Source organism: Pseudomonas sp. Soil_N_39, from assembly GCF_057655955.1.
Window position 1 is genome coordinate 219,391 of sequence record NZ_JBDGLI010000002.1, and the last position, 26,170, is coordinate 245,560.

Here is a 26,170-nt window from a genome sequence, read left to right on the forward strand (position 1 = left end):
AATCGGAGCCCCCATGTCCTGGAACAATCGCGTGGTCTGGTCGGAAGGCATGTTCATTGGAACGCAGCACTTCCAACAGCACGACCGCTACCTGGAAAACCTCATCGACGCACGCAGCCGCCCATTGTCGGCCGGCGCCTGGGGTTTTTCCGAACTGCTGATCGACCAGGGCCTGCTGGCCCAGGGCAAGCTGGCGATCATCTCGGCGCGGGGCCTGCTGCCGGACGGTACGCCCTTCAACATTCCCCAGGATGACCTGGCGCCCACACCGCTGAACGTCGATGACAACCTGCGTGACGGCCTGGTGTACCTGGCCTTGCCGCTCAAGCGTGCCGGCGCCCGTGACACTGTGGATGAAGGCGAAGACCTCGGTGCTGCGCGGTATGTGAGCCAGGTGTGCGAAGTGCGCGACGACAACGCGCCGTTCGAGAACCGTGCGCCAGTGGCCCTCGGCTCCCGGGCCCTGCGGTTGTTGACCGAGCAGGATGGCATCGGCGACTACGCCGCCATCGGTGTGGTGCGCATCAAGGAAAAACGTGCTGACCGTGCCTTGGTGCTCGACGACGCCTACATCCCGCCGCTGCTGGATGTCATCGCTTCCAAACCGCTGGCGGCGTTTCGCAGTGAACTGCTGGGCCTGCTGCATCAACGCGGTGAAGCCTTGGCCGGGCGGGTGGTGGCGTCCGGTGCCGGTGGCGCCTCGGAGATCGCCGATTTCATGCTGTTGCAACTGGTCAACCGCGCTCAGCCGCTGGTCCAGCACCTGAGCCAGTTGAGCCCGCTGCACCCCGAGCGCTTCTACAGCGAACTGGTGAGCCTGGCCGGGGAGTTTTCCACGTTCACCGCCTCCGGGCGACGACCGCAGCAATACCCGCCGTACCAGCACGATGACCTGGCGCTCAGCTACGCGCCGGTGATGCAGGCCCTGCGCGAAGCCCTGTCGATGCTGATCGACAGCAAGGCGACGCCGATTCCGATTGTCGAGAAAGCCTACGGCATCCACGTGGCGATGCTCGCCGACAAGACCTTGCTCGACAGCGCCAGTTTCATTCTGGTGGTGCGTGCCGATGTGCCGGCCGAAACCCTGCGCAGCCGCTTCGGACAGCAGAGCAAGGTCGGTTCGGTGGAGCACATCCGCGACCTGGTCAACCTGCAACTGCCGGGCATCGGCCTGCTGCCGTTGCCGGTGGCGCCACGGCAGCTGCCGTACCACGCCGGTTCCACCTACTACGAACTCGACCGGGGCAGCGACCACTGGCAGCAGTTGAGCAACTCCGGCGGCTTTGCGTTCCACATCGCCGGCCAGTTCCCAGGACTGAACCTGGCTTTCTGGGCGATCCGAGGATAAACCGCGATGAGCAACGACGATCGTACCCAATTCATGCCGACGCCCGGTGGCCGTGGCGCCGATCCATTTCGCCCGGACCCTGGCCGTCCGGACCCGGGTCGTCCACAGCCTGCGCCGCTGTCGATGCCGGCCGCGCCGGTCCTGACCGGCAAGGCCGAGGGCCTCAACCCGTTGGAAAGCGCCGCCGGCCCGCTGCTGGCGCTGCTGACGCGCCTGCGCAACACCATCGCCCACCCGGCGCCGGCCAGTTTGCGCGCACAGCTGCTGGCCTATCTGCGCCAGTTCGAAGAGCGCGCCGAGGCCGCCGGTGTGGTGCGCAACGATGTGTTGCTGGCCCGCTACGCCTTGTGCACCGCGCTGGACGAAGCGGTGTTGAGCACCCCGTGGGGCGGCACCAGCGACTGGGGCAAGCAAAGCCTGCTGATCACCGTGCACAACGAAGCCTGGGGCGGCGAGAAGGTGTTCCAGCTGCTGGAGCATTGCCTGCAAAGCCCCCGCGAGCGCCTGTATCTGCTGGAGCTTTTGTACCTGTGCATGTGCCTCGGTTTCGAGGGGCGCTACCGGGTAATGAACGACGGTCGCAGCCAATTGGAAGCCTTGCGTGAGCGCACCGCTGGTGTGATTCGCAGCGCCCGGGGCGACTACGAGCGCGAGCTGTCGCCGCACTGGCGCGGTGTCACCGTGGCCCGCGACCGGTTGGCCCAGTTCATGCCGCCATGGATCGCCGTGGCTATCGGCGCGGCCCTGCTGCTGGCGTTGCTGTTCGGCCTGCGCATGAAACTGGCCTCCGATGCCGAGCCGGTGTTCAAGAACATTCATTTCCTCGGTGAAATCCCGGTGCAGACCATCGACCGCCCTGTGGTGCAGCCGAAAGTGGTCGAGCGCCCACGTCTGGCCGGCTTCCTCGCCGATGAAATCCGCGCCAACCGCATTGCGGTGGAAGACGCCGTCGACCGCTCGGTGGTGACCATCCGCGGCGATGAACTGTTCGCCTCGGGCAGCGCCAGCATCAAGGACGATTTCCAGCCGCTGATGCTGCGCATCGCCGATGCGGTGCGCAAGGTCAAGGGCCAGGTCCTGGTGACCGGGCACAGCGACAATCGGCCGATCGCCACCCTCCGGTTCCCGTCCAACTGGGCGCTGTCCGAAGCGCGGGCCCAATCGGTGCTGCAAATTCTGTCGGCCAAGACCGGCCAGCCCGAGCGCTTCAGCGCCGAAGGCCGCAGCGACACCGAGCCGTTGGCGTCCAACGCCACCCCAGAGGGGCGTGCGCGCAATCGTCGGGTTGAAATCACAGTATTGGCGGAGGGGGTCGAGTGAAGGCGTTTTTCAGTTTTATGACCCGCTGGGTCATTCCATTGCTGGGGCTGATCGCCCTGAGCCTGATCATCTGGTTCGTGGGCCCGCTGCTCGATTGGCTGGTGCCTGAAGGCCGCCGCTGGGCCTTGATCATTCTGGTGTTCGCGGTGTGGATCGCCTACCGGGTGTTCCGCATCATCCAGGCGCGCCGGCAGGCCGCCGAAGTGATGCGCAGCCTGGCCGCGCAAACCCCACCCGACCCCACCAGCATCGCCACAGCCGAAGAGCTCGAAACCCTGCGCCAGCGCATGGACGAAGCCTTGGCCCTGCTCAAGAAAGCCAAGCTTGGCGGTGACGAGCGCCGTAACCTCTACGAGCTGCCGTGGTACGTGATCATCGGCCCGCCGGGTTCGGGCAAGACCACCGCGCTGGTCAACTCCGGGCTGCATTTCCCGCTGGCCGCGCAACTGGGTGCCGGTGCCGTGCGCGGCGTGGGCGGTACGCGCAATTGCGATTGGTGGTTCACCGACCAGGCGGTCCTGCTCGACACCGCTGGCCGCTACACCACCCAGGACAGCGACGCGACCATCGACAAGGCCGCGTGGCTGGGCTTTCTTGGCCTGTTGAAAAAACAACGGGCCCGACGCCCGATTGACGGTGCCTTCATTGCCATCAGCCTGTCCGACCTGCTGCTGGGCAGCGACGCCGAGCGCGCCGCCCATGCCGCGGCAATTCGCTTGCGCATCCAGGAGCTGTACACCCAACTGGGCGTGCGTTTCCCGATCTACCTGATGCTGACCAAGCTCGACCTCGTGCCGGGGTTCATGGAGTATTTCGATACCCTGAGCAAGGAAGAGCGCGCCCAGGTCTGGGGCATGACCTTTGCCCTGGACGATGGCAAGAGCAACGACAGCCCGCTGGCGCACCTGCAAAGCGAATTCACCGGCCTGGAGCAGCGCCTCAACGACCGTTTGGTGGAGCGCTTGCAACAAGAGCGCGACCCGGCGCGCCGTGATCTGATCTACGGCTTCCCGCAGCAGTTCGGCGCCTTGAAAGATTGTCTGCAAAGCTTCCTCGAAGGCGTGTTCAAACCCAACGCCTTCGAAGAGCGCGTGTTGCTGCGCGGTGTGTATTTCACCAGCGGCACCCAGGAAGGCAGCCCGATCGACCGCTTGATCGGCTCCATGGCCCAGAGCATGAACCTGGACCGTCAGCACCTGGCGCGCCAGACCGGCACCGGGCGCAGCTACTTCATCGAAAAACTCTTCACCGCCGTGGCCTTCGCCGAGCGCGGGCTGGTGGGCGTCGACCCGAAAGTCGAGCGTCGGCGCAAATGGATCGCCCGGGGTGTACTGGCTTCCACGGTGGTGCTGGTGTTGGTGGTCAGCACGCTGTGGTGGGTCAGCTACCGCGCTAACCAGGCCTACATCGCCCAGGTCGATCAGAAGGTCGCGCCATTGGGCCAGACGGTGCAGAACCTCAGCCCGGCGCAACGGGATGTGCTCGCGGTGTTGCCGCTGCTTAACGCCGTGAAGCACCTGGCCGACGACGCCCCGAGCTGGGCCGAAGGCCTGGGCCTGTATCAGGGTGACATGCTCGAAGCCGAGTCCGGCAGCGTCTACCGCAAGCTGCTGATCGCGGTGTTTGCGCCACGCCTGCTGACACGCATCGAAGAGCAACTGCACAGCGGCGGCAATTCGGATTTCCTCTACGAAGGCTTGAAGGCCTACCTGATGCTCGCCGACACCGAGCATTACGATGCCGATTTCATCAAGGCCTGGATCGCCCTGGATTGGGATCGCAGCCTGCCGCGGGACTTGCCAGCCGAGCAACGCCAAGCCTTGACCGCGCATTTGCAGGCACTGTTCGAGCGGCGTCCGCCGCTGGCGCGCCTCGACACGCGCCTGGTCGAAGACCTGCGCCGCCAGTTGCAGCAATTGCCGGTAGCCCAACGAGTGTATGACCGGATCAAGCGCCAGAAACTGCCCGAAGGCATCCCGGACTTCCGCATCAACGAAGCCGCCGGGCGTGACGCGGCGCTGGTGTTCAGCCGCAAGAGCGGCAAGCCGTTGGGCGAGCCGCTGAGCGGGTTCTTCACCGTCAAGGGCTACCGCCAGGGCTTCTTGCTCACCAGCCTGAGCCAGACCGGTACCCTGGCCGAAGAGCAATGGGTACTGGGCCACGAAGAGGCCGATCAGCAGAACGTCGCCAGCCTGGCCGCCGATGTGCGTCGCCTGTACTTCCAGGATTATCTGCGCCAATGGGACGCCTTGCTGGCCGACATCGACTTTGTGCCGATCACCAGCGTGGCCCAGGCCGCCGACGTGCTGCGGGTGATTTCCGGCCCGACCTCGCCGTTGAAAAAACTGCTGGTGGCGGTGGCGAAGGAAACCGACCTGCAACAGGATGAACGCCTGCTGGCCGCCCAAGGTACACCGGTGGAAGGCGGTGTGGACAAACTCAAGGAGCGCCTGGGCAGCTTGCTCGGCCAGGAGCAGGCGACGCCCAACGCGCCGGCGGCGAGCGATGACCCGATCACCGCGCACTTCGCCGAGCTCAACAGCATCGTCAGCAAAAGCGAAGGCGAGCCGGCGGCCATCGATGGCTTGCTGGCGGACATGAACGCTTTGTACGTGCAGGTCAGCGCCATGGTCGGTGCCAGCGGCGACGCCTTGCTCGGCGAGGCCAAGAACCAGGCCTCGGCCGCTGCCACTCGGGTCAGCCTCAACGCCGAACGCCAGCCGCCGCTGGTGCAGGGCCTGGTCAAGTCGGTGGTCAACTCCACCACCAACAGCATGATGGGCGGGGTGCGCAACCAACTGAACGCCGCCTGGACCAGCGAAGTGGTGAACATCTATCGTCAGTCCCTGGCCGGGCGCTATCCGATGTCGCCGGGCAGTGCGCGGGACGCGACCCTGGATGACTTTGGCCAGTTCTTCGGCGTCGGCGGGGTGATGGACAACTACTTCCGCAAGTACCTGCAACCCTACGTCGACACCTCGACCCCGACCTGGCGCTGGCAACCGGGCGCGGCGCAGAAGCTCGGCATCGCCCCTGGCGTGCTGCAGACCTTCCAGCGCGCGGCGACCATCCGCGATGCGTTCTTCCGTTCCGGCGGCACCCAGCCGATGGTGCGCTTCGAACTCAAACCGGTGGCGATGGACTCGACCATCACCCAGTTCCTGCTCGACCTCGACGGCCAGCAACTGAGCTACGACCACGGCCCGAGCCGGCCGACCGCCATGCAATGGCCGAACCCGGGCAGCATCGGCGTGGTGCGGATCTCGATCATGCCGCCGTCGTCCAGCGGTCGCTCCGGCATCACCCTGGATGGGCCGTGGGCCTGGTTCCGGCTGCTGGAGCAATCGGACCTGACCGCCGGCAACTCGCCGGACCGCTTCAACCTGCGGCTGCGGGTCGATGGTGCCAGCGCCTCTTACGAATTGCGGGCCAACAGCGCCTTCAACCCGTTCAAGAGCCGGGTGCTCAGCGGCTTCAGCCTGCCGGAGCGGCTATGAGTACGCCGGGCTTCTACGGCAAGTTGGCCAGCCGCGGGGACTTTGTCAGCCGTGGTTTGCCCCAGGGGTTTATCGGTCCGTGGGATTCGTGGTTGGCGGCGGGTTTGCTCGCCAGTCAGAGCAGCCTCGGCGAGCGCTGGCTGGATGCCTATCTGGTCAGCCCGCTGTGGCGCTTCATGGTCGCGCCCGGTGTGTGTGGCCCGGACGCCGCCGTTGGGGTGGTGATGCCGAGCATCGACCGGGTCGGCCGTTATTTTCCGTTGACCGTCGCGGTGCTGCTGGAGCCCGACGCGGACCCGGCGTCGGTGGTGGGCGGTGCGGACGAGTGGTTCGAGCGGGTGGAGAACCTGTTGCTGAGCACGTTGAGCGTGGAGGCCAGTTTCGAGGCGTTCAACGAACAGCTGGAAACCCTCGGCAGCCCGATGTATTTGCCGCGCACGCCAAGCAGCCGTTTCGCCAGCCTGCATCGCTTCGATGCCACCGACCCGCAGCGGCGCATGAGCGCTCTGGCCGAAGCGGCCTGCGAAGGCGTGAGCTTGTGGTGGGGCCAGGGATCGGAGCGCATTGCCCCGGGTTTGATGCGCTGCCAGGGATTGCCGGCAGCCGCTGATTTTGCGCAATTTTTGCTCGGCCAAGAAGGTGTTGTGTAGATGCGTCCAAGTGCCGGAAAAGCAATCAAGTCTGCAAGCAAGAGCCATGTCGGGATGGTCCGTCAGGTCAACGAAGACGCCTGCCTGGACCTGCCGGAAAACGGCCTCTGGGTGGTGGCCGACGGCATGGGCGGGCACGCGGCGGGCGACTACGTCAGCAGCCTGATCGTCGACAGCCTGCGCGGCATTGCCGTGGGGCGTTCACTGGATGAGTACGTTGCGGCGCTGCAAAGCGACCTGCTGCGGGTCAACGCCGCCGTGCGCGAAGAAACCGCCAACCGTGGCGTGACGATGATGGGCAGCACCGTGGTGGTGCTGGCCGCCCGGGACCTGCGTGGCATGTGCCTGTGGGCCGGTGACAGCCGTTTGTATCGCCTGCGCGACGGCGTACTCGAAGGCATCTCCCGGGACCACAGCTATGTCCAGGACTTGCAGGACAGTGGCCTGCTCAGCGAAGCCGAGGCGCGGGTCCATCCACGAGCCAACATCGTCACCCGGGCCATCGGCGTCGAGGCGCAACTGAACCTGGCGCTGACCGAACTGCTGCTGGTGCCTGGCGACAGCTACCTGTTGTGCAGCGACGGGCTGACCAAGACCGTCGAGGATGATGAGATCCGCGAAGTCTTGAGCCACGACGAGCCCGGCGAAATCGCCAGCAGCCTGGTGTCCCTGGGCCTGATGCGCGGTGCGCCGGACAACATCACCGTGGTGGTCGTGAAGGTGCCGTCATGAGCTTGACCCTGAACATTGTCATCCCCGGCTACGACATCGAAGGGCCGATCGGCGAAGGCGCGATGGCCAGCGTGTACCTGGCGACCCAGCGTTCGCTGGAGCGCAAGGTGGCATTGAAAGTCATGGCCGCCGCCCTGGCCGCCGACCCGACCTTCTGCGAACGTTTCCTGCGCGAAGGCAAGACCCTGGCGCGCTTGTCGCACCCGCACACCGTCACCATCCATGACATCGGCAACGTCGGTGAGCTGTATTACATGGCGATGGAATACCTGCCCAACGGCACGCTCAAGGAACGCATCGCCGCGGGCCTGACGCCGGAGCAGGGCCTGACCTACATTCGCCAGATCGCCTCGGCCCTGGGGTATGCCCACGGACTGGGCCTGGTCCACCGTGACGTCAAGCCGGCCAACATCCTGTTCCGCGCCGATGGCACGGCGGTGCTCTCGGACTTCGGCATCGCCAAGTCCTTGGACGACCGCACCCAATTCACCCAGGCCGGCTTTGCCGTCGGCACGCCCAGCTACATGAGCCCGGAACAGGCCCGTGGGCAAGACATCGACGGCCGCGCCGACCTGTACGCCTTGGGCGTGGTGCTCTACGAAATCCTCGTCGGCAAACTGCCGTATACCGGCAATGACGCACTGTCCACAGCCCTGGCGCACCTGACCGAACCGTTGCCGGAGTTGCCGGTGCACCATGGTCGTTACCAGGATGTGCTGCGCAAGCTATTGGCCAAGGATCCGGCGGAGCGTTTCCCGGATGCGGCGGCGTTGCTGCGGGCGCTGGATAACCTGCCAGAGGAATCGTCGGAGGCGACGCTGATCCGACCGTTGTCGTTTCAACTGCCGACCACGCCACCGCCGGTGGATGACTTGGCGGGCTTGACGCCCATGTCCATCGACATTCCCAGCGGCCCGGCTTACTCACAACCGCAGCCTCAACCGCAGCCCAAGCCCGTTCCGCCGCCAGTAAAACCGACGGTTCAATCCTCGGTGTCGGAGCAGCGCAAGGGGCCGGTGTTCGCCCTGGCCGCCGTGGCAGTCGCCGTGGCGCTGGCGTTGGGTGGCGCGGGTTATTGGTGGTTGGCCGGTGATGATGGGAAAGAGGTGAAGAAGCCGGTGACCACGACGACCTCGGTCAAGCCTCCCGAGGTGTCCCGGCCGAAGGCTCCCGAGGTGCCAGCGGTTAAACCTCCCGTCACCCCTGCGGCCCAGCCACCCGTGGCGGCCGAGGCCGACGGCGGCCAGCGTCCGCTGCTGATGGCCGGCAAGAAAACCCTGTTCCAGCGCGTGCTCAGCAAGCCGGGGGCGAAACTCGCCGAGGCGCCGGGCGCTGCGCCCGGCAAGGCACTGCCGGCGTTTTCGGTGTTGTACGTGTATCAGCGCAAAGACGTGGATGGCAGCGCTTGGGTGCGGGTCGGCGCGGCCACCGACGGGCGCAGCGACGGCTGGTTGCCCGCAACCCAAGTCAGCGACTGGAAGCAAAGCCTGGTGCTCAAGTTCACCGAACGCTCTGGCCGTGCGCCGGTGATGTTCCTGCGTCAGCCTGGCGAAGTGGAAAAGCTCCTGGCTAACCCATCGGCCGCCAAGAACGTCTTGCTCAAGGCCCAGCAGAGCCCCCAGCAAGAGCAGCAAGTGTTGGCCCTGGAACCGGCCGCCAGCGCGGTACCGCAGAACCAGTTCTACCTGTTGCCGATCTTCGATTCCCGCGAAAGCATGGATGAGAACGGCCAGCCGGTGCAGTTGCTGAACGTGGCCTCCATCGACCCGGGCAACACCCCCAAGGCTGCGGGCAACACGCCGATCACGACCGCCAATGCCGACGCGTTCCGTACGGCGGTGGTGCTGGTGGTGGACACTACGGTGTCGATGCAGCCCTACATCGACCAGGTCCGCGACGTGGTCCACGCACTGCAAACCCGCATCGCCGAGCGCGGCGAGTTGGACAGTGTCAGCTTCGGCATGGTGGGTTTCCGCAGCAGCATCAAGAAAACCCCGGGGCTGGAATACGTCGCCAAGACCTTGATCACCCTGGAGCAGGGCCGCGACCCGCAACGCTTCGTGGAGCTGGCGCGGCAGGTCAAGGCCTCGACGGTGTCGAGCCATTCGTTCAACGAAGATGCGTTCGCCGGGGTCATGGAAGCCGTCGAAGGCATGGACTGGTCCGGCTACGGCGGGCGTTTGATCCTGTTGGTCACCGACGCCGGCGCCCTGCGCAAGAACGATCCGTTTGCCGCCACGCAAATGAACGAGGCCGAAGTGCGCCAGGCGGCGCTGGGCAAGCAGATCAAGATCTACGCCCTGCACCTGCTCAGCGACGCCGGCAAGAAAACCCATGCCGGCGCCCAGAGCCAGTACCGCATCCTGACCGCCGACGCCAACCCGCAGATCGGCGACCTGTACATTCCGGTGCCGGGCGCCGATGTGCGCAAGTTCGGCGAGCGCGTCGATGAGATCGGTTCGGTGTTCGCCGACCTGGTGCATCAGGTGCGCAGCAACAAGCCGCAAGCCGTGCCGCTGTTGAGCGCCGCGCCGAGCCTGGCCGACAAGTCGGCCGCGATCGGCTACGCGATGCACATGGATTTCCTGGGGCGCAAATCCGCCAGCCAGGCGCCGCAACTGGTCAGCGCCTGGACCGCCGACCGCGACCTGACCAACCCGGCGCTGCCGGCGTTCCAGGTCTGCGTGATGCTGACCAAGCTGCAACTCAACGACCTGCAGCAGTCGCTGAAGCTGATCGTCGACGCGGCCCGCAAGACCCAGAGCTCGCCCAAGGATTTCTTCCAGGAAATCGCCAGCGCCAGTGCCTACATGAGCCGCGACCCATCGGCTTTGCGCAAGGGCGGTAACCTGGCCGACGGCGGGATTCTCGGCGAGTACCTCGAAGGGCTGCCGTACCGCAGCAAGTCGCTGAACATGACCCAGGACTTGTGGTTGTCCTTGAGCGTGGCCGAGCAGGAAGACTTCATCGACGAGCTGGATTCGAAAATCCGTCTCTACGAAACCTTCCACAACGACCTCGCCAACTGGGTGCGTTTCGGCGATGCCGAGCCGGGTGATGCCTTGTACCGCGTTCCGTTGTCGACGCTGCCGTGATGCTGACCCTGAACGCCGTGCACAAAAGCCGGGGCGCCGGCAGCCAACGCTACAGCCTGGTGATTCCACGGCTGCATTTGCGCGGCGGTGAACAGTTGGCGGTGGTCGGCCCCAGCGGCTGTGGCAAGAGCACCTTGCTGGACCTGCTGGCGCTGGTGTTGGCGCCGGATCAGGCCGGGCAATTCGACTTCACGCCGGCCGACAAGCCGCTGGACATCGCCAAATTGTGGCGTGCGTCGCAACAGGGCACCTTGGCCGAGCTGCGCAGCCGTTACCTGGGTTATGTTCTGCAAACCGGCGGCCTGTTGGGCTTCCTGGATGTGCGCGGCAACATCGCGTTGTCGCGCAAATTGCTGGGCTTGAAGGATGACGCAAGCGTGACGCGCCTGGCTGGGCAGTTGGACATTGCCGATCAACTGGACAAGAAACCGGCGGACTTATCCGTCGGCCAGCGCCAGCGGGTCAGTTGTGCCCGGGCGTTGGCCCATGGGCCGCGCCTGCTGCTGGCCGATGAACCGACCGCCGCCCTCGACCCGCTGAACGCCGAGCGCGTCATGCAGTTGCTGGTGGCCCAGGCCCGCGAGCACGGCGTCTGCTGTGTGGTTGCCACCCACGACGAAGCGCTGGCCCGCGCCAGCGGTTTGCAGGTGCGGCGCATCAGTTGCCGTCGCGATGTCGACGGTGGCGTCACCGCTACGCTCGGGGAGGCTTGCTGATGCGCGGCGCGCTGGTGGCTTCCCTGGCCTGGCAGGATTACCGCAACGATGCCTGGCTGTCGGCTTGCTCGGTGCTGGCCTTGGTGGCGGTGGTGGCGCCGTTGCTGGTGCTGTTCGGCCTGAAGTTCGGCCTGGTCAGCAGCCTGACCGAGCGCTTGCAGAACGATCCGGCCACCCGGGAAATCATCCCCTTGGGCGGCGGTCGCTTCAGTGCCGAATTCATCGACCAATTAAGTCAGCGCGGCGACGTGGCCTTTGCCTTGCCGCGCACCCGGCAGATCGCCGCGACGGCGGATTTGAGCAGCGATGCTTCGGCCGTCACGGTCGAGATGATTCCCACCGCCGCCAACGATCCCTTGTTCGAACATTTGCCGGTGCCGCAAGGCTTGGATCAAGTGGTGCTCAGCCAGACCGCCGCTGAAAAGCTCGGCGCCAAGGCTGGCGATTGGTTGCAGGCCAGTTTCGGCCGGCAGGTGGCCGGTCGCAGCGAGGCGCAGCGCACCCGTGTGCAGGTGCTGCACGTGCTGCCCTTGGAAGCCTTCGCCCGGGACGGTCTGTTTGCACCGTTGGCGTTGCTGGAGGCGGCTGAGGATTACCGTGACGGCCGTGCCGTGCCCGCGTTCGGTTGGCCGGGGGATGCGGTGGGTGTGAGCGGGCAACGGGTCTACCCGGCGTTTCGTTTGTATGCCCGCAGCCTCGGCGATGTCGAGCCGCTGCGACAGTATTTCGCCGGGCAGAACCTGCTGGTATCGACCCAGGCCCAGACCATCGCACAAGTGCAATCGCTGAGCCGCAATCTGTCGATCGTGTTCTGGATCATTGCCGGGTTGGCGCTGGCCGGCGCGTTCGCGGCGATCTTCGCCGGGGCCCTGGCGGCGGTCGAGCGCAAGCGCCGGGAGCTGTCGGTGTTGCGCCTGCTGGGGGTTTCCACCGCGGCGCTGTTGCTGTTCGTGGTGTTGCAGGCACTCTACAGCGCCACGTTTGCGGCCCTGTTGAGTGCCGGCCTGTATGGCCTGGCGCAGTCGGGCCTGAATTATTTATTTGCACAGATGCCCGGCGAATACGCCAGTCATCTGTTGGTGCGTCACTACACCTTGGCCCTGGTGGCCGTGCTCGGCGTCAGCGCCGTCGCGGCGGCTTGCGGCGGCTGGCGGGTGGCGCGCATCCAGGCGTGTGAAGGAATTCGCGATGTATAAATTATTGGGCGCCGCCGTGGCGCTGAGCCTGGCCAGTATGGGCATGGTTGGTCTAGTGCATGCCGATGAAGGCACGGACAAGCTGGACAACCCCAAGCCGCTGCCCGACGACGTCAGCCTGCCGCTGCCGTGCGAAGGCCAGATGGTGTTCCGCTACGTCTACATCCTCGCCCAGGGCACCTTGGACGACCGTGAGATCAGCCTCGGTTACCCGTTCAGCGAAGGCGAGGCGGGCTATCAACAATCGTTCATTTCCGGCTACCGGCGCGACTTCATCAACGGCCAGTTCACCCTCAAGGACCTGCCCAAGGACTGGAACAAGACCATCACGCCGTTGATGCCCAAGACCGACGCCAAGACGCCGCTCAAGCCGATGCTGTACTTCATCGGCAAATACGAGGTCACGGCCCGGCAATACGCCCAGGTCATGGCCCAGGCGCAATCGTTGGCCAGCGGTGAGCCAGCGCCGGCCTGTGAAACCCTGCAAGCCGATCTGCCCCAAGGCGTGGCGGGGCGTTTGCCCAAGGTGAAACTGTCGAAGTTCGAGGCCGAGCGCTTCTCGGCGGTGTACAGCGCCTGGCTGATGAAATACCACAAGGACCTGCTGCCGGTGAGCGGTCGCGGCACCTCCGCCGAAGACGGCGGACTGGGTTTCGTGCGCTTGCCGACGGAAGTCGAATGGGAATTCGCCGCCCGTGGCGGCCAGGCCGTGAGCCGCCAGGACCTGGAAGGACGTCTGTTCCCACGACGCCTGGAAGGCAGTGAAAGCGACGGGCCGCTGGCCGACTGGGCGGTGTTCAACCAGGTCGCCGGTGGCACCGGACAGGCGGCGCGGCTGATGCCCATCGGCACCAAGCTGCCGAACCCTATCGGTTTGTTCGATGTGGTGGGCAACGCTGCCGAGATGGTCCAGGAATCCTTCCAGTTGGTGCACGCCGGTCGCCGCCAGGGCGCTTATGGCGGCTTCGTGGTCAAGGGCGGCAACTACCTGGAAGGCGAGGGCACGCTGTTCACCGGCATGCGCCGCGAATACCCGTTGTTCGCCGCCGATGGTACCGAGCAAAGCAACGAAACCACCGGTTTTCGCGTGGCCGTCGGGGCGTTGTCGGCGCCGCGTTCGCGCTACAAGGAATTGTTCGCTCAATGGCAGAAAGAAGGCCGGCTCGCGTCGCTGACTGACGCCATCGATGACGCCGACGACCCGACCAAACGCCTGGACAGCATCATCGCCGCCAGCGTCGATCCGCGCCTGCAAGCGGAACTGGGGCTGGTCAACGAAGAGCTCAAGCGCAACGTCTCGCTCATCGCCCAGCAGCGCGAGGAAGCGGCGGGCAACCTGATCCAGTCGTCGGCCCTGGTGGCCGAGACCGTCAACAACTACAACATTCGCCTGACCAATCTGCAGAACAGCCGGCAAGCCGCGCTGGACGCCAAGGACGAGGCCAGCGCCACGCTGTTCGCCACGGCCATCGACAATGGCCGCAGTGCGCTGGATGGCGCGGTGGCGATCTACATCGACAACCTGGCGACCGGCACGCGTTACACCGATGCCGTGATCCAGGCGCAGTTCCAGCGCATCAAGGAAGAGCTTGAGCGCAAACCGGTACTGGGCAAGAGCCTGGTGGCGCGTGCAACGTTATTCGTTCGTCATGTCGGGGATTATCGTCAGCAAAAACGAGCCGACCCGGCGGCGATATTGAAGGAATTGCTCGCATCGAACGCTCAGCGGTCTTGAGCGTTCGTTGTCAGCGAGCTTGGAAGGGACTCAGGCGGCGATAGCGCCGCGCTGAGCGGGTCAATACTTAAACGAGAACACAACTATGCTTTTCTCCCGTAAACCATTTGCTTCGGTTTCCAAGCGTCACTTGCTGATGGTCGCTGTCGGCTTCAGCACCGTACTGACCGGCTGTGCCACGTCGCCGACCTCCAAGGTTGCTTCGAGCACCAAGGTCGAGTACTACCCGAACTGCTACGAGCCGGTGCAGCACTTGCGCTCCACCGAAGGCAACATGACCAAGTCGGTTGTCACCGGTGCGGCCGTTGGTGCGGTCGGCGGTGCATTGCTGGGCGTCTTGACCGCCGATAAGGAAGACCGTGGCCGTAACGCCGCCATCGGTGCCGCGGGCGGCGCCCTGGCCGGTGGTGCCGCCGGTTACTACACCGAGCGCCAGAAGCAGATCGCCGATGACAACCAACGCATCGCGTCCTACGCCGCTGACGTCAACAAAAGTGTCTCCGACATCGACCGCAGCACTGCCTACGCCAAGACGTCGCAGCAGTGCTACCAGAACGCGTTCAGCAAACTGGTTGCCGACCGCAAGGCCAAGACCGTCAACGACACCGAAGGCCGCAAGCGCCTGGCGGAAATCGTCGCTGGCCTGAAAGAGTCGAACGACCTGATTGTTGCGGTCAACGGCAAAGCGTCCGAAGACCTGAACAACTACACCCAGGCTTACGAGAAAGACCTGCAGCAAGTGGGGGTGCAGCGTACTGATGTGGTGACCGTGGCTACCGCCGATACCACGCCGGTTGTGGCTCAGACCAGCACCAAGAAAAAGAACAAGAACGTACAACCGGCGAAGAAGAAAGACCTGCCGACTGTTCCGAAAGAAGCGGTAACCACCGAGAAAACCCTGCAGACCGCCAAGGCCAAGCAGGATGAAAGCAAGCAGGTTGCCAGCGCTGGTACCTCTCAGGTCAACAGCATGTGCAAGAACCCGGACCTGGGCGACTGGGCACCGGTGCCTTGCCCGAATGTTTGATTGAGTGATTGCGGCTGATCATTCCCTCGGGGAGTGATCAGTGCACAAAACCTGTGGGAGCGAGCTTGCTCGCGATAGCGTCGGTTCAGTTGGCATTAATGTCGACTGACTCACCGCCATCGCGAGCAAGCTCGCTCCCACAGTTGTTTTGTGCTGGCTGAAATATCTGCGCCAATCCCCAATCCGCCTGTGGGAGCAAAGCTTGCTCGCGAGGCGGCCTGACAGCCGACCTGTCTCTCCGGTTGTGCCCCAATCCAACTGTGGGAGCGAGCTTGCTCGCGATGGCGGCCTGACAGCCGGCCAGGATTTTGTTGACCGGGTACATATCCATTGCTGCGGTAACGGCTACTTAGGGTTCCGCCCTTACGGCGGCTCACTTTTTTTCAGACGCCAAAAAAAGTAAGCAAAAAAGGCTTGCCCCACCACTCGGTGCCTCGCCTAGGCTCGGCATGCCCGAACGAAGGCATTGCTCCGTGGGCCCGCCGCGAAGGGCCATCCATGGCCCAGCGCGGCTATCCCGGCATCCATGCCGGGATGCCCACTCCACAATGCCTGCGTTCGGCCATCGTGGTTAACGGGGCGTCCGAGATCAACGTCCACCGCGAGGCGGCCTGATAGCCGACCTGGTTCTTGATCAGACCGCGTTCCTCCTGTGGGAGCGGGCTTGCTCGCGAAGGCGGCCTTACAGCCGGCCTATCTCTCCCGGCTGTACTCCGCTCCCACAGTTGTTTTGTGTCGACTGCTATATCCGCGACAACCCACTTCCCCTGTGGGAGCGAGCTTGCTCGCGATGGCGTCAGCTCAGCTTGCATCAAAGCAAAGTGCTACCCCTCGGTCCCAGGCGCCGCCATCTCCTTGGTTTCCAAATGATCCAACGCCCGCTCAACCAACAACTGCACCCCATCGGCCATACGGCTGATTGCCAGGGCGACACAGCGGCGTGAGTCATCCACGTCGTCGGCCAGGTCGGCAGCGATGGTGCTGATCGATTGCAGGTCTTCGGAGGCGTTGGCGAGCAGGGTTTCGGTGTCGATGTGGGGCGAGACGATGAAGAGCTGGTTTTTGTCGGGTTCGGGCGGTGAGGCGGGCTTGGGGTTGAGGTAGTAGTCGAGGGCGCGGGTGGCGGCGTCTTCGAGCCTTTTTTCTTCCTGCGCTTCGACGCGGGATTTGTGGCCGCTTTGCGGCGGATTTGGAGTGACCTTGAACATAAATTTACCCGATATGTAATTGAATGAAGGCTGACAACCTTTCGTTGCACCGAAAGGGGTGGCAGCTGTGCGCGGGTGTGCAAGACCGGGCATATCGGACCCCGGCAGACCTCGAGAGTCTCCCGCGCGCAGCCGCCATAAACGCACCAATACGAGCATGAGCCGTTTGGCGTGGCAGTTGCGCGCCGATATGTACCGGACTTGCACGTCCGTGTCACCGTTTTTTGGTGACGAGCAGAGGTTAGCGGCCCAGGCTCACCGCGCCTAGTTCATGAACAGCCCGGCGTATTGAAGGAAATGTCCGAGGAGCAGGAAGGTAAAAAAGATCAAAAGATCGCAGCCTTCGGCAGCTCCTACGGAAATCGATGTAGGAGCTGCCGTAGGCTGCGATCTTTTGATTTTTGGTTTCGTGACTTGGCAGTCATCTTTCGCGAAAACCAGCTTATCTTCCGACAAATCGATACGATGATGGCGTTGCGCCGAAGAATCGCTAAACTGCCGGCCATTGATCTTTTCTCACGAGGCTGTGCCCATGAAATTTCGTTTTCTGCTGTGGATGCTGGGGTTGTTGATGGGCAAGGCCAGCCGGACCAATCCGGCGTTCCAGCAGCAGTTGGGCGACAAGGAGTTGGTTTTCCAGCTACAAACCCTGGACGGTAAGGTCGCCCGGCATTTCACCGTGAAAAACCAGCGCATCACCAGTCAGTCGGGCATCTACCCAGAGCCTGCGTTCGCCATCGCCTTCAAGGACGCGGCCTATGGCTTCGCCACGATGCAGGCCAAGAACAAGCAGTTGGCGTTCATGACAGGGATTCAGGACAAGTCGATCCAGATCAAGGGCAACCCGGCGCTGGTGATCTGGTTCCAGGGGCTGACCAAGTACTTGAAGCCGAAGAAGGCCAAGCCCAAGGCTTGATTGGTTTGGCCTGAAAGGCCAATGATTTGGCCGCCAGGGATCATGGCTCTGTCAACCCTGACAGGTGTGTGGACCGGTGTTTGGGCGCTCCATTGATGATGAAGCCAGCGTGGTTTCATACACCTTGATGGAGTAACGATCATGGCCTATGCATCAAGCGCCGTTCAAGCTGGAACGCTCGACCCCACCTTTGCCGAAGGTGGGGTGCTGACGCTGCCCACCCGCGAATTAGGAGGCTACCGCACGTTAGCCATGCTGCCGCTAGCTGAAAACAAGCTACTGATCACCGTGCTCTTACCGGAAAAACCCGGCGCTTTCGGACTGTCTAAAGTGAACGAGGATGGGTCGATCGATAGGGAGTTTGGTGGAGCCGGGACGGGCGTGGTGGAATTCTCCAAAGAAAATACATATGTGGACGAGATCGTCGACATCTGCGGCCTGAGCGATGGTGGATGGCTGGTGATGGGCGGATATGCATCGTCCGGTGATTCCGGCATTTATGTCGTGCGGTTCTTGGAGGATGGGCGGCTGAATACACTCTTTGGCGAGGACGGTGTGCGCTGGCTTCCGTTTCGTCTTGAGCCAAAGAGTGGAGGTATGGAAGATGGGCCGCTGACGTTTAGTTGGCGGGACCGAGAACCCTCCGCACAGGCTCCGCGATCTTCAGGCAATAATGGCTCTTCTGCGGTTGAGCAGCCGGATGGAAAGATCATTCTGCGCAATGTGGTCAATAGCGGCTCCGACGACCTATCGCACTGGGTGGTGCTTCGTCTTAACCCGGATGGCTCTACTGACGAAACGTTTAATGAGACTGGATCCGTGGTCATCGAGTTTCCAGGTGTGCCCCGTGTCGCTACCAGTGTCAAAGGTGTTGCCCTTCAATCAGATGGCAAGGTGTTGGTTTTCGGGGATTTTTTCCAAAACACTCTGGCTTCCAGTATTTATGTGGCGCGTCTGGATGCAACGGGACGTTTCGATACCAGTTTCAATGGCGGCGTCGGCGTTGTGACCGTTTCGAATCTTCATTATGCGAACGCGAATGCGATGGCGCTGAGAGAAAGCGACGACGCGATTGTTGTTGCAGGGGATTGTTGGCCCAATCCCGATCAAGGCTTCGACAGGCATGGTCTGATGTTCGTGTTAAGTCGCGATGGATTCTTCGATTTTGCTTTCAATAGCGGGCAGCCACTGTTCTCTAAGTTGGTGGATAAGGGGCATGACTGGTATCGCTGCGCATGGCAGGCAGACGGTTCCATCGTCGTCGCGGGCACTACCGGCAGGGGGGGTGTTGAGACGGGGGTGTTAGCGCTGACAGCGCGTTTGCGCTCTGATGGTTCGCTGGACCCGTCCTTCAATGGCAGTGGTTTTGTGCGTTTTAACGAAGAAGGCTATGAGGCGACTGTCGAGGATATGGGGCTAATGCCTGACGGACGGATTGTCGTTGGCGGTTTTACGCGGCGACCCGGCGCCGTATATTGGGGCCGCACCTTTGGAAGCTGGTTCATACGCTACCTGGCTTGAATGGCTATGGATCGGTGGCGGGGGAAGCCAACTCCCCTGCCACAAAAAGCTCCACTCCCAACCTGCAATCAGTGGCTGAACTGCGAAGCCAGTTCCCGCAGCAGCACTTCAGCCTCAAGCACTTTGCTGACCACGTCGTTGGCCTTTTCCCGGGTCAAGCCCACGCGTTCGAGCAACGCGTCCGGGATTTCTTCATCCGGGCCGGAGCCGATGCTGCGGGCGCGCAGCAGGCGCACAGCCAGGCACACCAGGTTCGGGTAGGCGGCGTATTCGCCGTCGTAGTGCGGATCGTGCTGGAAGCGCAGGGCGGTGGCCAGTTCGTCGGGCATGTCCCAGTAGCGCATCAGCCAGGCGCCGATCTGTTCGCGGCTGATGCCCAGCAGGTGTTGTTCCACGTAGCTGTGGCACAGGTGCGGGTTAACCTCCAGGTGCCGGCAGATCAGCGAGAAGTGCGGCGGGAACACGTGGGCCAGCAGCAGATAACCGAAGTTGTGCAGCAGGCCGGAGAGGTAGGTCAGGCCGCCTTCGGGGCGCTGGGCGCGGGGCATGGCGCGGGTCAGGCCTTCGATGACGGCGGCGGTATAGATCGACTGGTGCCAGTACGGCGTGGTGTGTTGCGGGTGGTCCTTGGGCAAGCTGAGGGTCTTGCCCAAGGCCAGGCCCAGCGCCAGGTTGATCACCAGGTCGAAGCCCAGGACGCGGACGATGGCGTCCTCTACCGAGCGAATCTTGCCGGGCGAGGCGTAGTAGGGCGAGGCGGCCCAGCTCACCACTTGCGCGGCCAGGGCCGGGTCGGTTTCCACCACACCGGTGATGTCGTCGATGGTGGCGTCGGGGTCGACCCGCAGCTTGATGATCTTTTGCGCGGTTTCAGCCAGCGGCGGGATCTCGATGGTTTCTTCCAGCCGTTGCTGGATACGCCGGGCGGTGAACGCCTGTACGGCCTGGGTGATTTCCGCGCGGTCGTCGTGCGGGCGGTCCAGGTTGGGGGTGATGTTGCTCACGGCTTCGCCGAACGTCGCGGCGCTGGCCTTGGTGAGCATGGTCTTGAACGCTTCGCTGGTCACTTCCAGCAGCAGCCCCGGCTCGCCGGAGTTGATCAGCAGCTTCGGTTCGCGCAGCAGGCTTTCTTCGTACAGGCACGGTGAGCTGGTCAGTGCCGGCAGGCCGGGCAGCAGGCTCAGGCTGTGTTTGCCGAGCATGCGCTCCAGGCGTTCGGTCGGCACCGCCGTGAGCTTGCGACCGGTGAGTTCGGCCAGGCGATTGAGGTCCAGCAGCTGGCTTTGCGGAAACAGCACCATGAGCGCGCCAACGGCATCGTGCAGCAACACCGCCTGGACTTTGCGGGCAGGGTTCAGGCCGGGGTGTTCGAGTACTTCGTCATAGCCGATGCCCAATTTCTCGAGCAACAGCCGAATAACAGACGGAGCGTGCGGGGCTTCGGGGACGAGGGCAGCTTCTGTCATGGTCTGTATCCGTTTTCCTACAAGTTGGTCAGTATAACCAGCTTGTCCGGCACGCGGGTCTTGAAAACTGAGCGCGTGCTCACACTTGGCCGTATTGCTGCCCATGACGCAGCCAGCGATCCAGCAGCGGGCTGACGTGGTCGGGCCAGCGTTCCAGCAGGGCCTGGGCGGCGTCGCGTACGGCGGGGAGCAGATCGGCGTCGCGCATCAGGTCGGCTACCTTGAATTGAAGCAGACCCGTCTGGCGTGTGCCGAGCATTTCACCGGGGCCGCGCAATTCGAGGTCTTTTTCGGCGATGACGAAACCGTCGTTGGTTTCGCGCATGATCCCCAGCCGTTGGCGGCCGATCTGCGACAGCGGCGGGTGATAGAGCAAGACGCAATGGCTGGCGGCGCTGCCCCGGCCCACCCGGCCGCGCAGTTGGTGCAACTGCGCCAGGCCCAGGCGTTCGGGGTTCTCGATGATCATCAGGCTGGCGTTGGGCACGTCCACACCGACCTCGATCACCGTGGTGGCGACCAGCAATTGCAGGGCGCCGGCCTTGAATTCAGCCATCACCGCGGCTTTCTCGGCGGGTTTCATGCGGCCGTGGATCAGCCCGACCTTCAACTCGCCGAGGGCGGCGGTGAGGTCCTCAAAGGTGGTTTCGGCCGCCTGGCAGGTCAGTTCTTCCGACTCTTCGATCAATGTGCACACCCAATAGGCCTGCCGACCCTCGGCACAGGCGCTGCGCACGCGCTCGATCACCTCCACCCGTCGGGTATCGGTGACCAGCACGGTATTGACCGGCGTGCGGCCGGGGGGCAGTTCGTCGAGGATCGAGGTGTCGAGGTCGGCGTAGGCGCTCATTGCCAGAGTCCGCGGGATCGGCGTGGCGGTCATGATCAGTTGATGAGGGCACATCCGCCCGCCGACGCCTTTCTGCCGCAGGGCCAGGCGCTGTTGCACGCCGAAGCGGTGCTGTTCGTCGATGATCACCAGGGCCAGGTTCTTGAATTGCACTTCGTCCTGGAACAGCGCATGGGTGCCGACCACCATCGGTGCGCCTTCGGCGATCTGCGCCAGGGCGGCGGCGCGGTTCTTGCCCTTGAGCTTGCCGGCCAGCCAGGCGACTTCGATGCCCAGCGGTTCGAGCCAGCGCTGGAAGGTGATGAAATGTTGTTCGGCGAGGATTTCGGTGGGCGCCATCAACGCCACCTGATAACCGGCCTCCAAGGCTTGCAAGGCCGCAAGGGCGGCGACCACGGTCTTGCCGGCGCCGACATCGCCCTGGATCAGCCGCAGCATGGGCTCGGGCTGGCTCAGGTCGTAGGCGATTTCGTTGCCGACCCGTTGCTGGGCGCCCGTGGGAGTAAATCCGAGGTTGGCCAGGTAGCGGGCCGGCAGGTCCCTGGCCTTGGGCATGGCCGGGGCGCGCAGGGAACGCAGGCTTTCGCGCAGGCGTTGCTGGGACAGTTGATGGGTCAGCAGTTCTTCGAACGCCAGGCGGTGCTGGGCCCAGTGATGGCCGAGGGCGAGTTCGTCGACATCGGCGTCGGCAGGCGGATGGTGCAGGTAGCGGATCGCATCGGCCAACGGCGCCAGTTGATAATCCCGGGCCAGTTCCGTGGGCAGCCAGTCGGGCAGGCTGCTGGGGCCAAGCAATGTCAGGGTTTGCTGGCAGAGCTGGCGCAGGCGTTGCTGGGTCAGGCCTTCGGTGAGCGGATAGACCGGGGTCAGGGTTTCATCCACGGGCGGCGGTTCGTCGCCGGTAATGCTGCGGTATTCCGGGTGGTAGATCTCCAGCCCCGATGCTCCGGGCCGCGCCTCACCGTAGCAGCGCACGCGGGTACCGCGCTTGAGGCCTTCCTTCTGAGCATTGCTGAAGTGATAGAAGCGCAGGCTGAGCCCGCCAGTGCCGTCCTGCAGGCGCACCACCAGGCTGCGACGGCGGCCCATGACCACGTCGGCGCCGCTGACGGTGCCTTCGATCACCGCATCCTGCCCCGGGCGCAGATGGCCGATGGGCACCACGCGGGTGCGATCCTGATAGCGCAACGGCAGGTGAAACAGCAGGTCCTGGAGGTTTTCCAGGCCGACCTTGGCCAGTTTTTCGGCCATGGCTTCACCGACACCCTTGAGTGTCGTGACCGGCACTTTCGACAGCTCAGTCATGGCAGCGGCTTACTTGGCGGCAGGCGGCTTGGCCACGGAGCACAGGCGGATCGAGTCGGCGAGGATTTCGATGGCCTTGGGCCGCGGGAAACTGGCGCGCCAGGCGATGGCAACGGTGCGGAACGGAACGGGCGGCGTCAGCGGGCGGACTTCGATCACGCCGGGGGAGTAATGATGGCTGTCCACCGCCGACAGCGGCAGGATCGAAATGCCCAGGCCGGATGCGACCATGTGGCGAATGGTTTCCAGGGAGCTGGATTCCACCGTGGTGTGCTTGGCGCCTTCGCTGCCCTTGGTCAGGGTCGGGCAGGCTTCGAGCACCTGGTCGCGGAAGCAATGGCCTTCGCCGAGCAGCAGCAGGCTCTTGTCGTTGAGCAGGGCGGCGTCGATGGTTTTTTTCTGGGTCCAGGGGTGTTGAGCCGGCATCAGGACGTAGAACGGTTCGTCGTAGAGCGGCAGGGTCAGGACATCGGCTTCGTTGAACGGCAAGGCGATGATGATTGCGTCCAGCTCGCCGTTGCGCAGCTTGTCGCGCAGCACGTGGGTAAAGTTTTCTTCGATGTACAACGGCATCTGCGGGGCAACCCGGTGCAGTTGCGGAATCAGGTGCGGGAACAGATACGGGCCGACGGTGTAGATCGCGCCGACTTTCAGCGGGGCGGTCAGTTGGTTTTTGCCGGCCTGGGCCAGTTCGCGAATGCCTTGGGCCTGCTCCAGGACCTTCTGTGCCTGGGCAACGATGCCTTCGCCCACCGGGGTCAGGCGCACGGCGCTTTTGCTGCGCTCGAAAATCAGCACACCGAGTTCGTCTTCAAGCTTTTTCACACCCACCGACAGCGTCGGCTGGCTGACGTGACAGCGCTCGGCCGCATGGCCGAAATGCTGCTCTTGGGCGAGGGTCACGATGTAGCGTAATTCTGTGAGGGTCATGGCGAGCGTCCGTGAAGTTGCGAGCCAAGCATACCGGCTGCAATCGATAGACGCACGTTATCAGACTGGGGGCGCGGTGCGACACTGTCGAATGTCTGTGTGGACAGGGATTTATTTGAGAATGTGGAATTGTCTGTGGGAGCAAGGCTTGCCCGCGATGAAGTTAACGCGGTGCTCACTGGAACCGAGGTGCCTGTATCGCGAGCAAGCTTTGCTCCCACAGATGTCCTGGCTCCACAGATGTCTTTGCTGCGAATTACCTGGGCTCCAAAAACCTCGTTACTAGAAACAAGAAGCCCCTGTTACAGGGGCTTGCAAATTTGAGGTCAGCGCCGGCGCTTGTCGATGGAGTACACAAACGGTGCCGTCAGTTCGATGGTGCCGTTGGTCAGCAGCTCCGCCGGTGGCTTGGGCAGCGGTTGGGCGCGGCGGATCATTTCCAGGGTGGCCCGGTCCAGCAACTCCGTGCCGGAACTGCCCACCAACTCGAATGACAGCACGTTGCCGTTGGCATCCACCACGAAACGCAGGCGGTTGGTGCCTTCCTTGTTCATTTGCTGGGCCCTGGGCGGGTACTTCTTGTACTTGCCCAAGTGCGCCAGCAGCGTGCCCTGCCAATTGGCCTTGGCGGCTGTTTGCGCAGGTGACGGGCCAGGCGCCGGTTGCGCGGACTTCTCGGTCGGTGCCTGGGTCGGCTGGGTGTCGCTCGGTTTCTGCTCCGACGGCTCTTCCTTCGGCGGCTCCGGCTTCTTCTCGACCACGGGCTTGGGTTTGGGCGGTTGAGGCTTGGGCTTGGGCTTGACCGGCTTGGGCACGGCGATTTCCGGCTTCGGCGCTTCGGCAAGCTTAGGCAGCGGCAGCTCTTCCACCGGCTCGGGCGGTTGCGGCGGTGTGACGACTTTTGGCGGTGCCGGTGGCGGCGGGGCGGGCACTGGCGCCAGCTCGACCATCATCGCCTGGGGCGGCAATTCGATGGGCGGGCGCGAGGTCCAGTTCAGCGCCAGGGCGATGGCGAGCGCATGCACGCCCAGCACGACCACCAGGCTACCGCTGTAACGCGTCAGCTTTTGGCGCGTCGTGATCATTGCTTGGGCGCCGTCTCTAGGCCGACCAGGCCGACCTTCAGGTAGCCGGCGCTTCGTAGCGCGTCCATCACGCTCATCAGGTCGCCGTAGTCCACGCCTTTATCGGCCTGGAAGAAGATCGTCGTGTCTTTCTTGCCTTGGGTCTTGGCGTCGAGGGTCGCGCCGAGGGTATCGGCCTTGACCTCGTCCTCACCCAGGAACAGGCGTTGGTCGGCCTTGACGCTGAGGAACACCGGTTTTTCCGGCCGTGGCGAAGGCTTGGCCGTCGACGCCGGCAGGTCGACTTTGATGTCCACGGTGGCCAGCGGGGCGGCCACCATGAAGATGATCAACAGCACCAGCATCACGTCGATGAACGGCGTGACGTTGATTTCGTGGTTCTCGGCCAGATCGTCGTCTGCGCCTTCTTTCAAATGCAGGCCCATGGCCGATTACCCCACTTTCACCATGTGCGGTTGCGCGCCGCGCTCGGGCGGCAGATGGTCGAGGTCGCGGCTGACCAACAGCAGGACTTCGGCCGAAGCGTCGGAGACCTGGGCCTTGTAGCCGGCAATGGAGCGGGCGAAGACGTTGTAGATCACCACGGCTGGAATGGCCGCGACCAGGCCCAATGCCGTTGCCAGCAGGGCTTCGGCGATGCCGGGGGCGACGACGGCGAGGTTGGTGGTCTGGGTCTTGGCGATGCCGATGAAGCTGTTCATGATGCCCCAAACGGTGCCGAACAGGCCGACGAAGGGGGCAGTGGAACCGATGGTGGCGAGCACGCCGGTGCCACTGCTCATGTTGCGACCGCAGGCGGCAACCAGGCGCTCAAGACGGAAGCTCACGCGTTCCTTGATGCCTTCCTTCTCGCGGCTGTTGGCCGACAGGCGCATCTCTTCGAGTGCGTCATGCACCAGCAGGTTGGCGAGGGTGCCTTCCTTCGCGGCGGTGGCGCTGGCTTCCTTGAGGGTGGCGGCTTTTTTCAGGGCGGCGATTTCACCGCGCAAGCGACGCTTGGCCCCCAACAGCTCGAAGCCTTTGGCAATCCAGATGGTCCAGGTGATGATCGAGGCGATGGCCAGGCCGATCATCACGATCTTGACGATGATGTCGGCGTTTTTGTACATGCCCCATGGCGACAGGTCGTGGGCCATGCCCAGGGTGTTGTCGGCTTCGAGCACTTCAGGTGCCTGGGCCTCGACGGCTTGGGCCGGATCGGTGGCTACCGGCGTCGCAACGGGAGCGGCCGGGTCCGTCGGTGCCTGGGCGGCAGCAGGTGCGGCGGTCGGGGTTGTGGCTGGGGGCGTGGCGGGCGTCTGTGCATCAGCGAACGCGGCGGCAGGTGCCAGCAGCAGGCTGAACAGCAAGGCGGCTACCGTGCTCCAGGCACGAGGTCGATTGGTTGGCGAAGCGGGGGATAGAGAGCGTTTCATGCTGGCCGGACCTGAGAAAAAAAGAAGGTTGATGCTCTTCCAGGCCTCGTGGGCCGAGAACAAAAGTGGCGAGCATTATTGCAAGTAATTCTTGTTAACAAAAGTAATACAGTAACTTTTTTTCTCACATGGCTAGCCGCTCATCCCCTACGGAGGCT

The 26,170-nt window shown here is 63.7% G+C and carries 20 protein-coding genes; 13 read left to right on the forward strand and 7 right to left on the reverse strand.

The window, feature by feature from the left end; translation table 11 throughout:
* Positions 1 to 13: 13 nt before the first annotated feature.
* From tssK to AC3A5O_RS03325, 11 genes are all read left to right on the forward strand, one after another.
* Positions 14 to 1,348, forward strand: a complete 1,335-nt coding sequence (gene tssK, locus AC3A5O_RS03275) for a type VI secretion system baseplate subunit TssK (RefSeq protein WP_487752849.1) — start codon at positions 14 to 16, stop codon at positions 1,346 to 1,348.
* Positions 1,349 to 1,354: 6 nt separating this feature from the next.
* Positions 1,355 to 2,668, forward strand: coding sequence for a DotU family type VI secretion system protein (locus AC3A5O_RS03280; protein ID WP_116833752.1), 1,314 nt, complete (start codon positions 1,355 to 1,357; stop codon positions 2,666 to 2,668).
* The gene (gene tssM, locus AC3A5O_RS03285) at positions 2,665 to 6,165 is read left to right on the forward strand and encodes a type VI secretion system membrane subunit TssM (RefSeq protein WP_122567581.1); all 3,501 of its coding nucleotides are present in this window, start codon (positions 2,665 to 2,667) and stop codon (positions 6,163 to 6,165) included. Before AC3A5O_RS03280 ends, tssM begins: the two co-directional genes overlap by 4 nt.
* Positions 6,162 to 6,815: a type VI secretion system-associated protein TagF gene (gene tagF / locus AC3A5O_RS03290; protein WP_122567580.1), complete on the forward strand. Its 654-nt coding sequence runs from the start codon at positions 6,162 to 6,164 to the stop codon at positions 6,813 to 6,815. The genes tssM and tagF overlap by 4 nt, the downstream gene beginning before the upstream one ends.
* Positions 6,816 to 7,547: a PP2C family protein-serine/threonine phosphatase gene (locus tag AC3A5O_RS03295; RefSeq protein ID WP_003206909.1), complete on the forward strand. Its 732-nt coding sequence runs from the start codon at positions 6,816 to 6,818 to the stop codon at positions 7,545 to 7,547.
* Positions 7,544 to 10,642 carry a protein kinase domain-containing protein gene (locus AC3A5O_RS03300; RefSeq protein ID WP_487752850.1) on the forward strand — a complete coding sequence of 1,033 codons (3,099 nt, stop codon included), beginning with the start codon at positions 7,544 to 7,546 and terminating at the stop codon, positions 10,640 to 10,642. The genes AC3A5O_RS03295 and AC3A5O_RS03300 overlap by 4 nt, the downstream gene beginning before the upstream one ends.
* Positions 10,642 to 11,358 carry an ABC transporter ATP-binding protein gene (locus AC3A5O_RS03305; RefSeq protein WP_003206906.1) on the forward strand — a complete coding sequence of 239 codons (717 nt, stop codon included), beginning with the start codon at positions 10,642 to 10,644 and terminating at the stop codon, positions 11,356 to 11,358. Before AC3A5O_RS03300 ends, AC3A5O_RS03305 begins: the two co-directional genes overlap by 1 nt.
* Complete coding sequence (locus AC3A5O_RS03310; protein WP_122567578.1) at positions 11,358 to 12,554, forward strand: ABC transporter permease; 1,197 nt, start codon at positions 11,358 to 11,360, stop codon at positions 12,552 to 12,554. The genes AC3A5O_RS03305 and AC3A5O_RS03310 overlap by 1 nt, the downstream gene beginning before the upstream one ends.
* Before the next feature lie 37 nt (positions 12,555 to 12,591).
* On the forward strand, positions 12,592 to 14,289 hold the full coding sequence (locus AC3A5O_RS03315) for a formylglycine-generating enzyme family protein (RefSeq protein WP_436278731.1): 1,698 nt from the start codon (positions 12,592 to 12,594) through the stop codon (positions 14,287 to 14,289).
* Positions 14,290 to 14,374: 85 nt separating this feature from the next.
* Complete coding sequence (tagQ, locus tag AC3A5O_RS03320; protein WP_122567576.1) at positions 14,375 to 15,316, forward strand: type VI secretion system-associated lipoprotein TagQ; 942 nt, start codon at positions 14,375 to 14,377, stop codon at positions 15,314 to 15,316.
* A gap of 414 nt (positions 15,317 to 15,730) precedes the next feature.
* A complete protein-coding gene (locus tag AC3A5O_RS03325) occupies positions 15,731 to 15,931 on the forward strand; it encodes a nucleoid-structuring protein H-NS (RefSeq protein WP_487752900.1) in 201 nt (66 codons plus the stop codon).
* Positions 15,932 to 16,140: 209 nt separating this feature from the next.
* Here AC3A5O_RS03325 and AC3A5O_RS03330 read toward each other — a convergent pair whose 3' ends face one another.
* Positions 16,141 to 16,524 carry a DUF6124 family protein gene (locus tag AC3A5O_RS03330; RefSeq protein ID WP_487752851.1) on the reverse strand — a complete coding sequence of 128 codons (384 nt, stop codon included), beginning with the start codon at positions 16,522 to 16,524 and terminating at the stop codon, positions 16,141 to 16,143.
* Positions 16,525 to 17,056: 532 nt separating this feature from the next.
* Between AC3A5O_RS03330 and AC3A5O_RS03335 the strand changes: the two genes are divergently transcribed.
* Both AC3A5O_RS03335 and AC3A5O_RS03340 read left to right on the forward strand, forming a co-directional pair.
* Positions 17,057 to 17,440 carry a helicase gene (locus tag AC3A5O_RS03335; RefSeq protein WP_305468834.1) on the forward strand — a complete coding sequence of 128 codons (384 nt, stop codon included), beginning with the start codon at positions 17,057 to 17,059 and terminating at the stop codon, positions 17,438 to 17,440.
* A 141-nt stretch (positions 17,441 to 17,581) separates the two neighbouring features.
* Complete coding sequence (locus AC3A5O_RS03340; protein ID WP_487752852.1) at positions 17,582 to 18,961, forward strand: hypothetical protein; 1,380 nt, start codon at positions 17,582 to 17,584, stop codon at positions 18,959 to 18,961.
* A gap of 68 nt (positions 18,962 to 19,029) precedes the next feature.
* Here AC3A5O_RS03340 and AC3A5O_RS03345 read toward each other — a convergent pair whose 3' ends face one another.
* The 6 genes from AC3A5O_RS03345 to exbB all read right to left on the reverse strand — a co-directional run bounded on the left by AC3A5O_RS03345 (position 19,030) and on the right by exbB (position 26,012).
* Positions 19,030 to 20,427 (reverse strand): aminoacyl-tRNA deacylase and HDOD domain-containing protein, encoded by a 1,398-nt coding sequence (locus AC3A5O_RS03345; RefSeq protein WP_122567573.1) that lies wholly within the window; start codon positions 20,425 to 20,427, stop codon positions 19,030 to 19,032.
* Positions 20,428 to 20,506: 79 nt separating this feature from the next.
* Positions 20,507 to 22,582 carry an ATP-dependent DNA helicase RecG gene (gene recG / locus AC3A5O_RS03350; protein ID WP_305468832.1) on the reverse strand — a complete coding sequence of 692 codons (2,076 nt, stop codon included), beginning with the start codon at positions 22,580 to 22,582 and terminating at the stop codon, positions 20,507 to 20,509.
* A 9-nt stretch (positions 22,583 to 22,591) separates the two neighbouring features.
* Positions 22,592 to 23,512 (reverse strand): hydrogen peroxide-inducible genes activator, encoded by a 921-nt coding sequence (locus tag AC3A5O_RS03355; RefSeq protein ID WP_122567571.1) that lies wholly within the window; start codon positions 23,510 to 23,512, stop codon positions 22,592 to 22,594.
* 326 nt (positions 23,513 to 23,838) lie between these two features.
* Entirely contained in the window at positions 23,839 to 24,597 is a 759-nt protein-coding gene (locus tag AC3A5O_RS03360) for an energy transducer TonB (protein ID WP_122567570.1), read from the reverse strand.
* Positions 24,594 to 25,022: a TonB system transport protein ExbD gene (exbD, locus tag AC3A5O_RS03365; protein WP_122567569.1), complete on the reverse strand. Its 429-nt coding sequence runs from the start codon at positions 25,020 to 25,022 to the stop codon at positions 24,594 to 24,596. The genes AC3A5O_RS03360 and exbD overlap by 4 nt, the downstream gene beginning before the upstream one ends.
* A gap of 6 nt (positions 25,023 to 25,028) precedes the next feature.
* The gene (exbB, locus tag AC3A5O_RS03370) at positions 25,029 to 26,012 is read right to left on the reverse strand and encodes a tonB-system energizer ExbB (RefSeq protein WP_122567826.1); all 984 of its coding nucleotides are present in this window, start codon (positions 26,010 to 26,012) and stop codon (positions 25,029 to 25,031) included.
* Between the last annotated feature and the right edge of the window lie 158 nt (positions 26,013 to 26,170).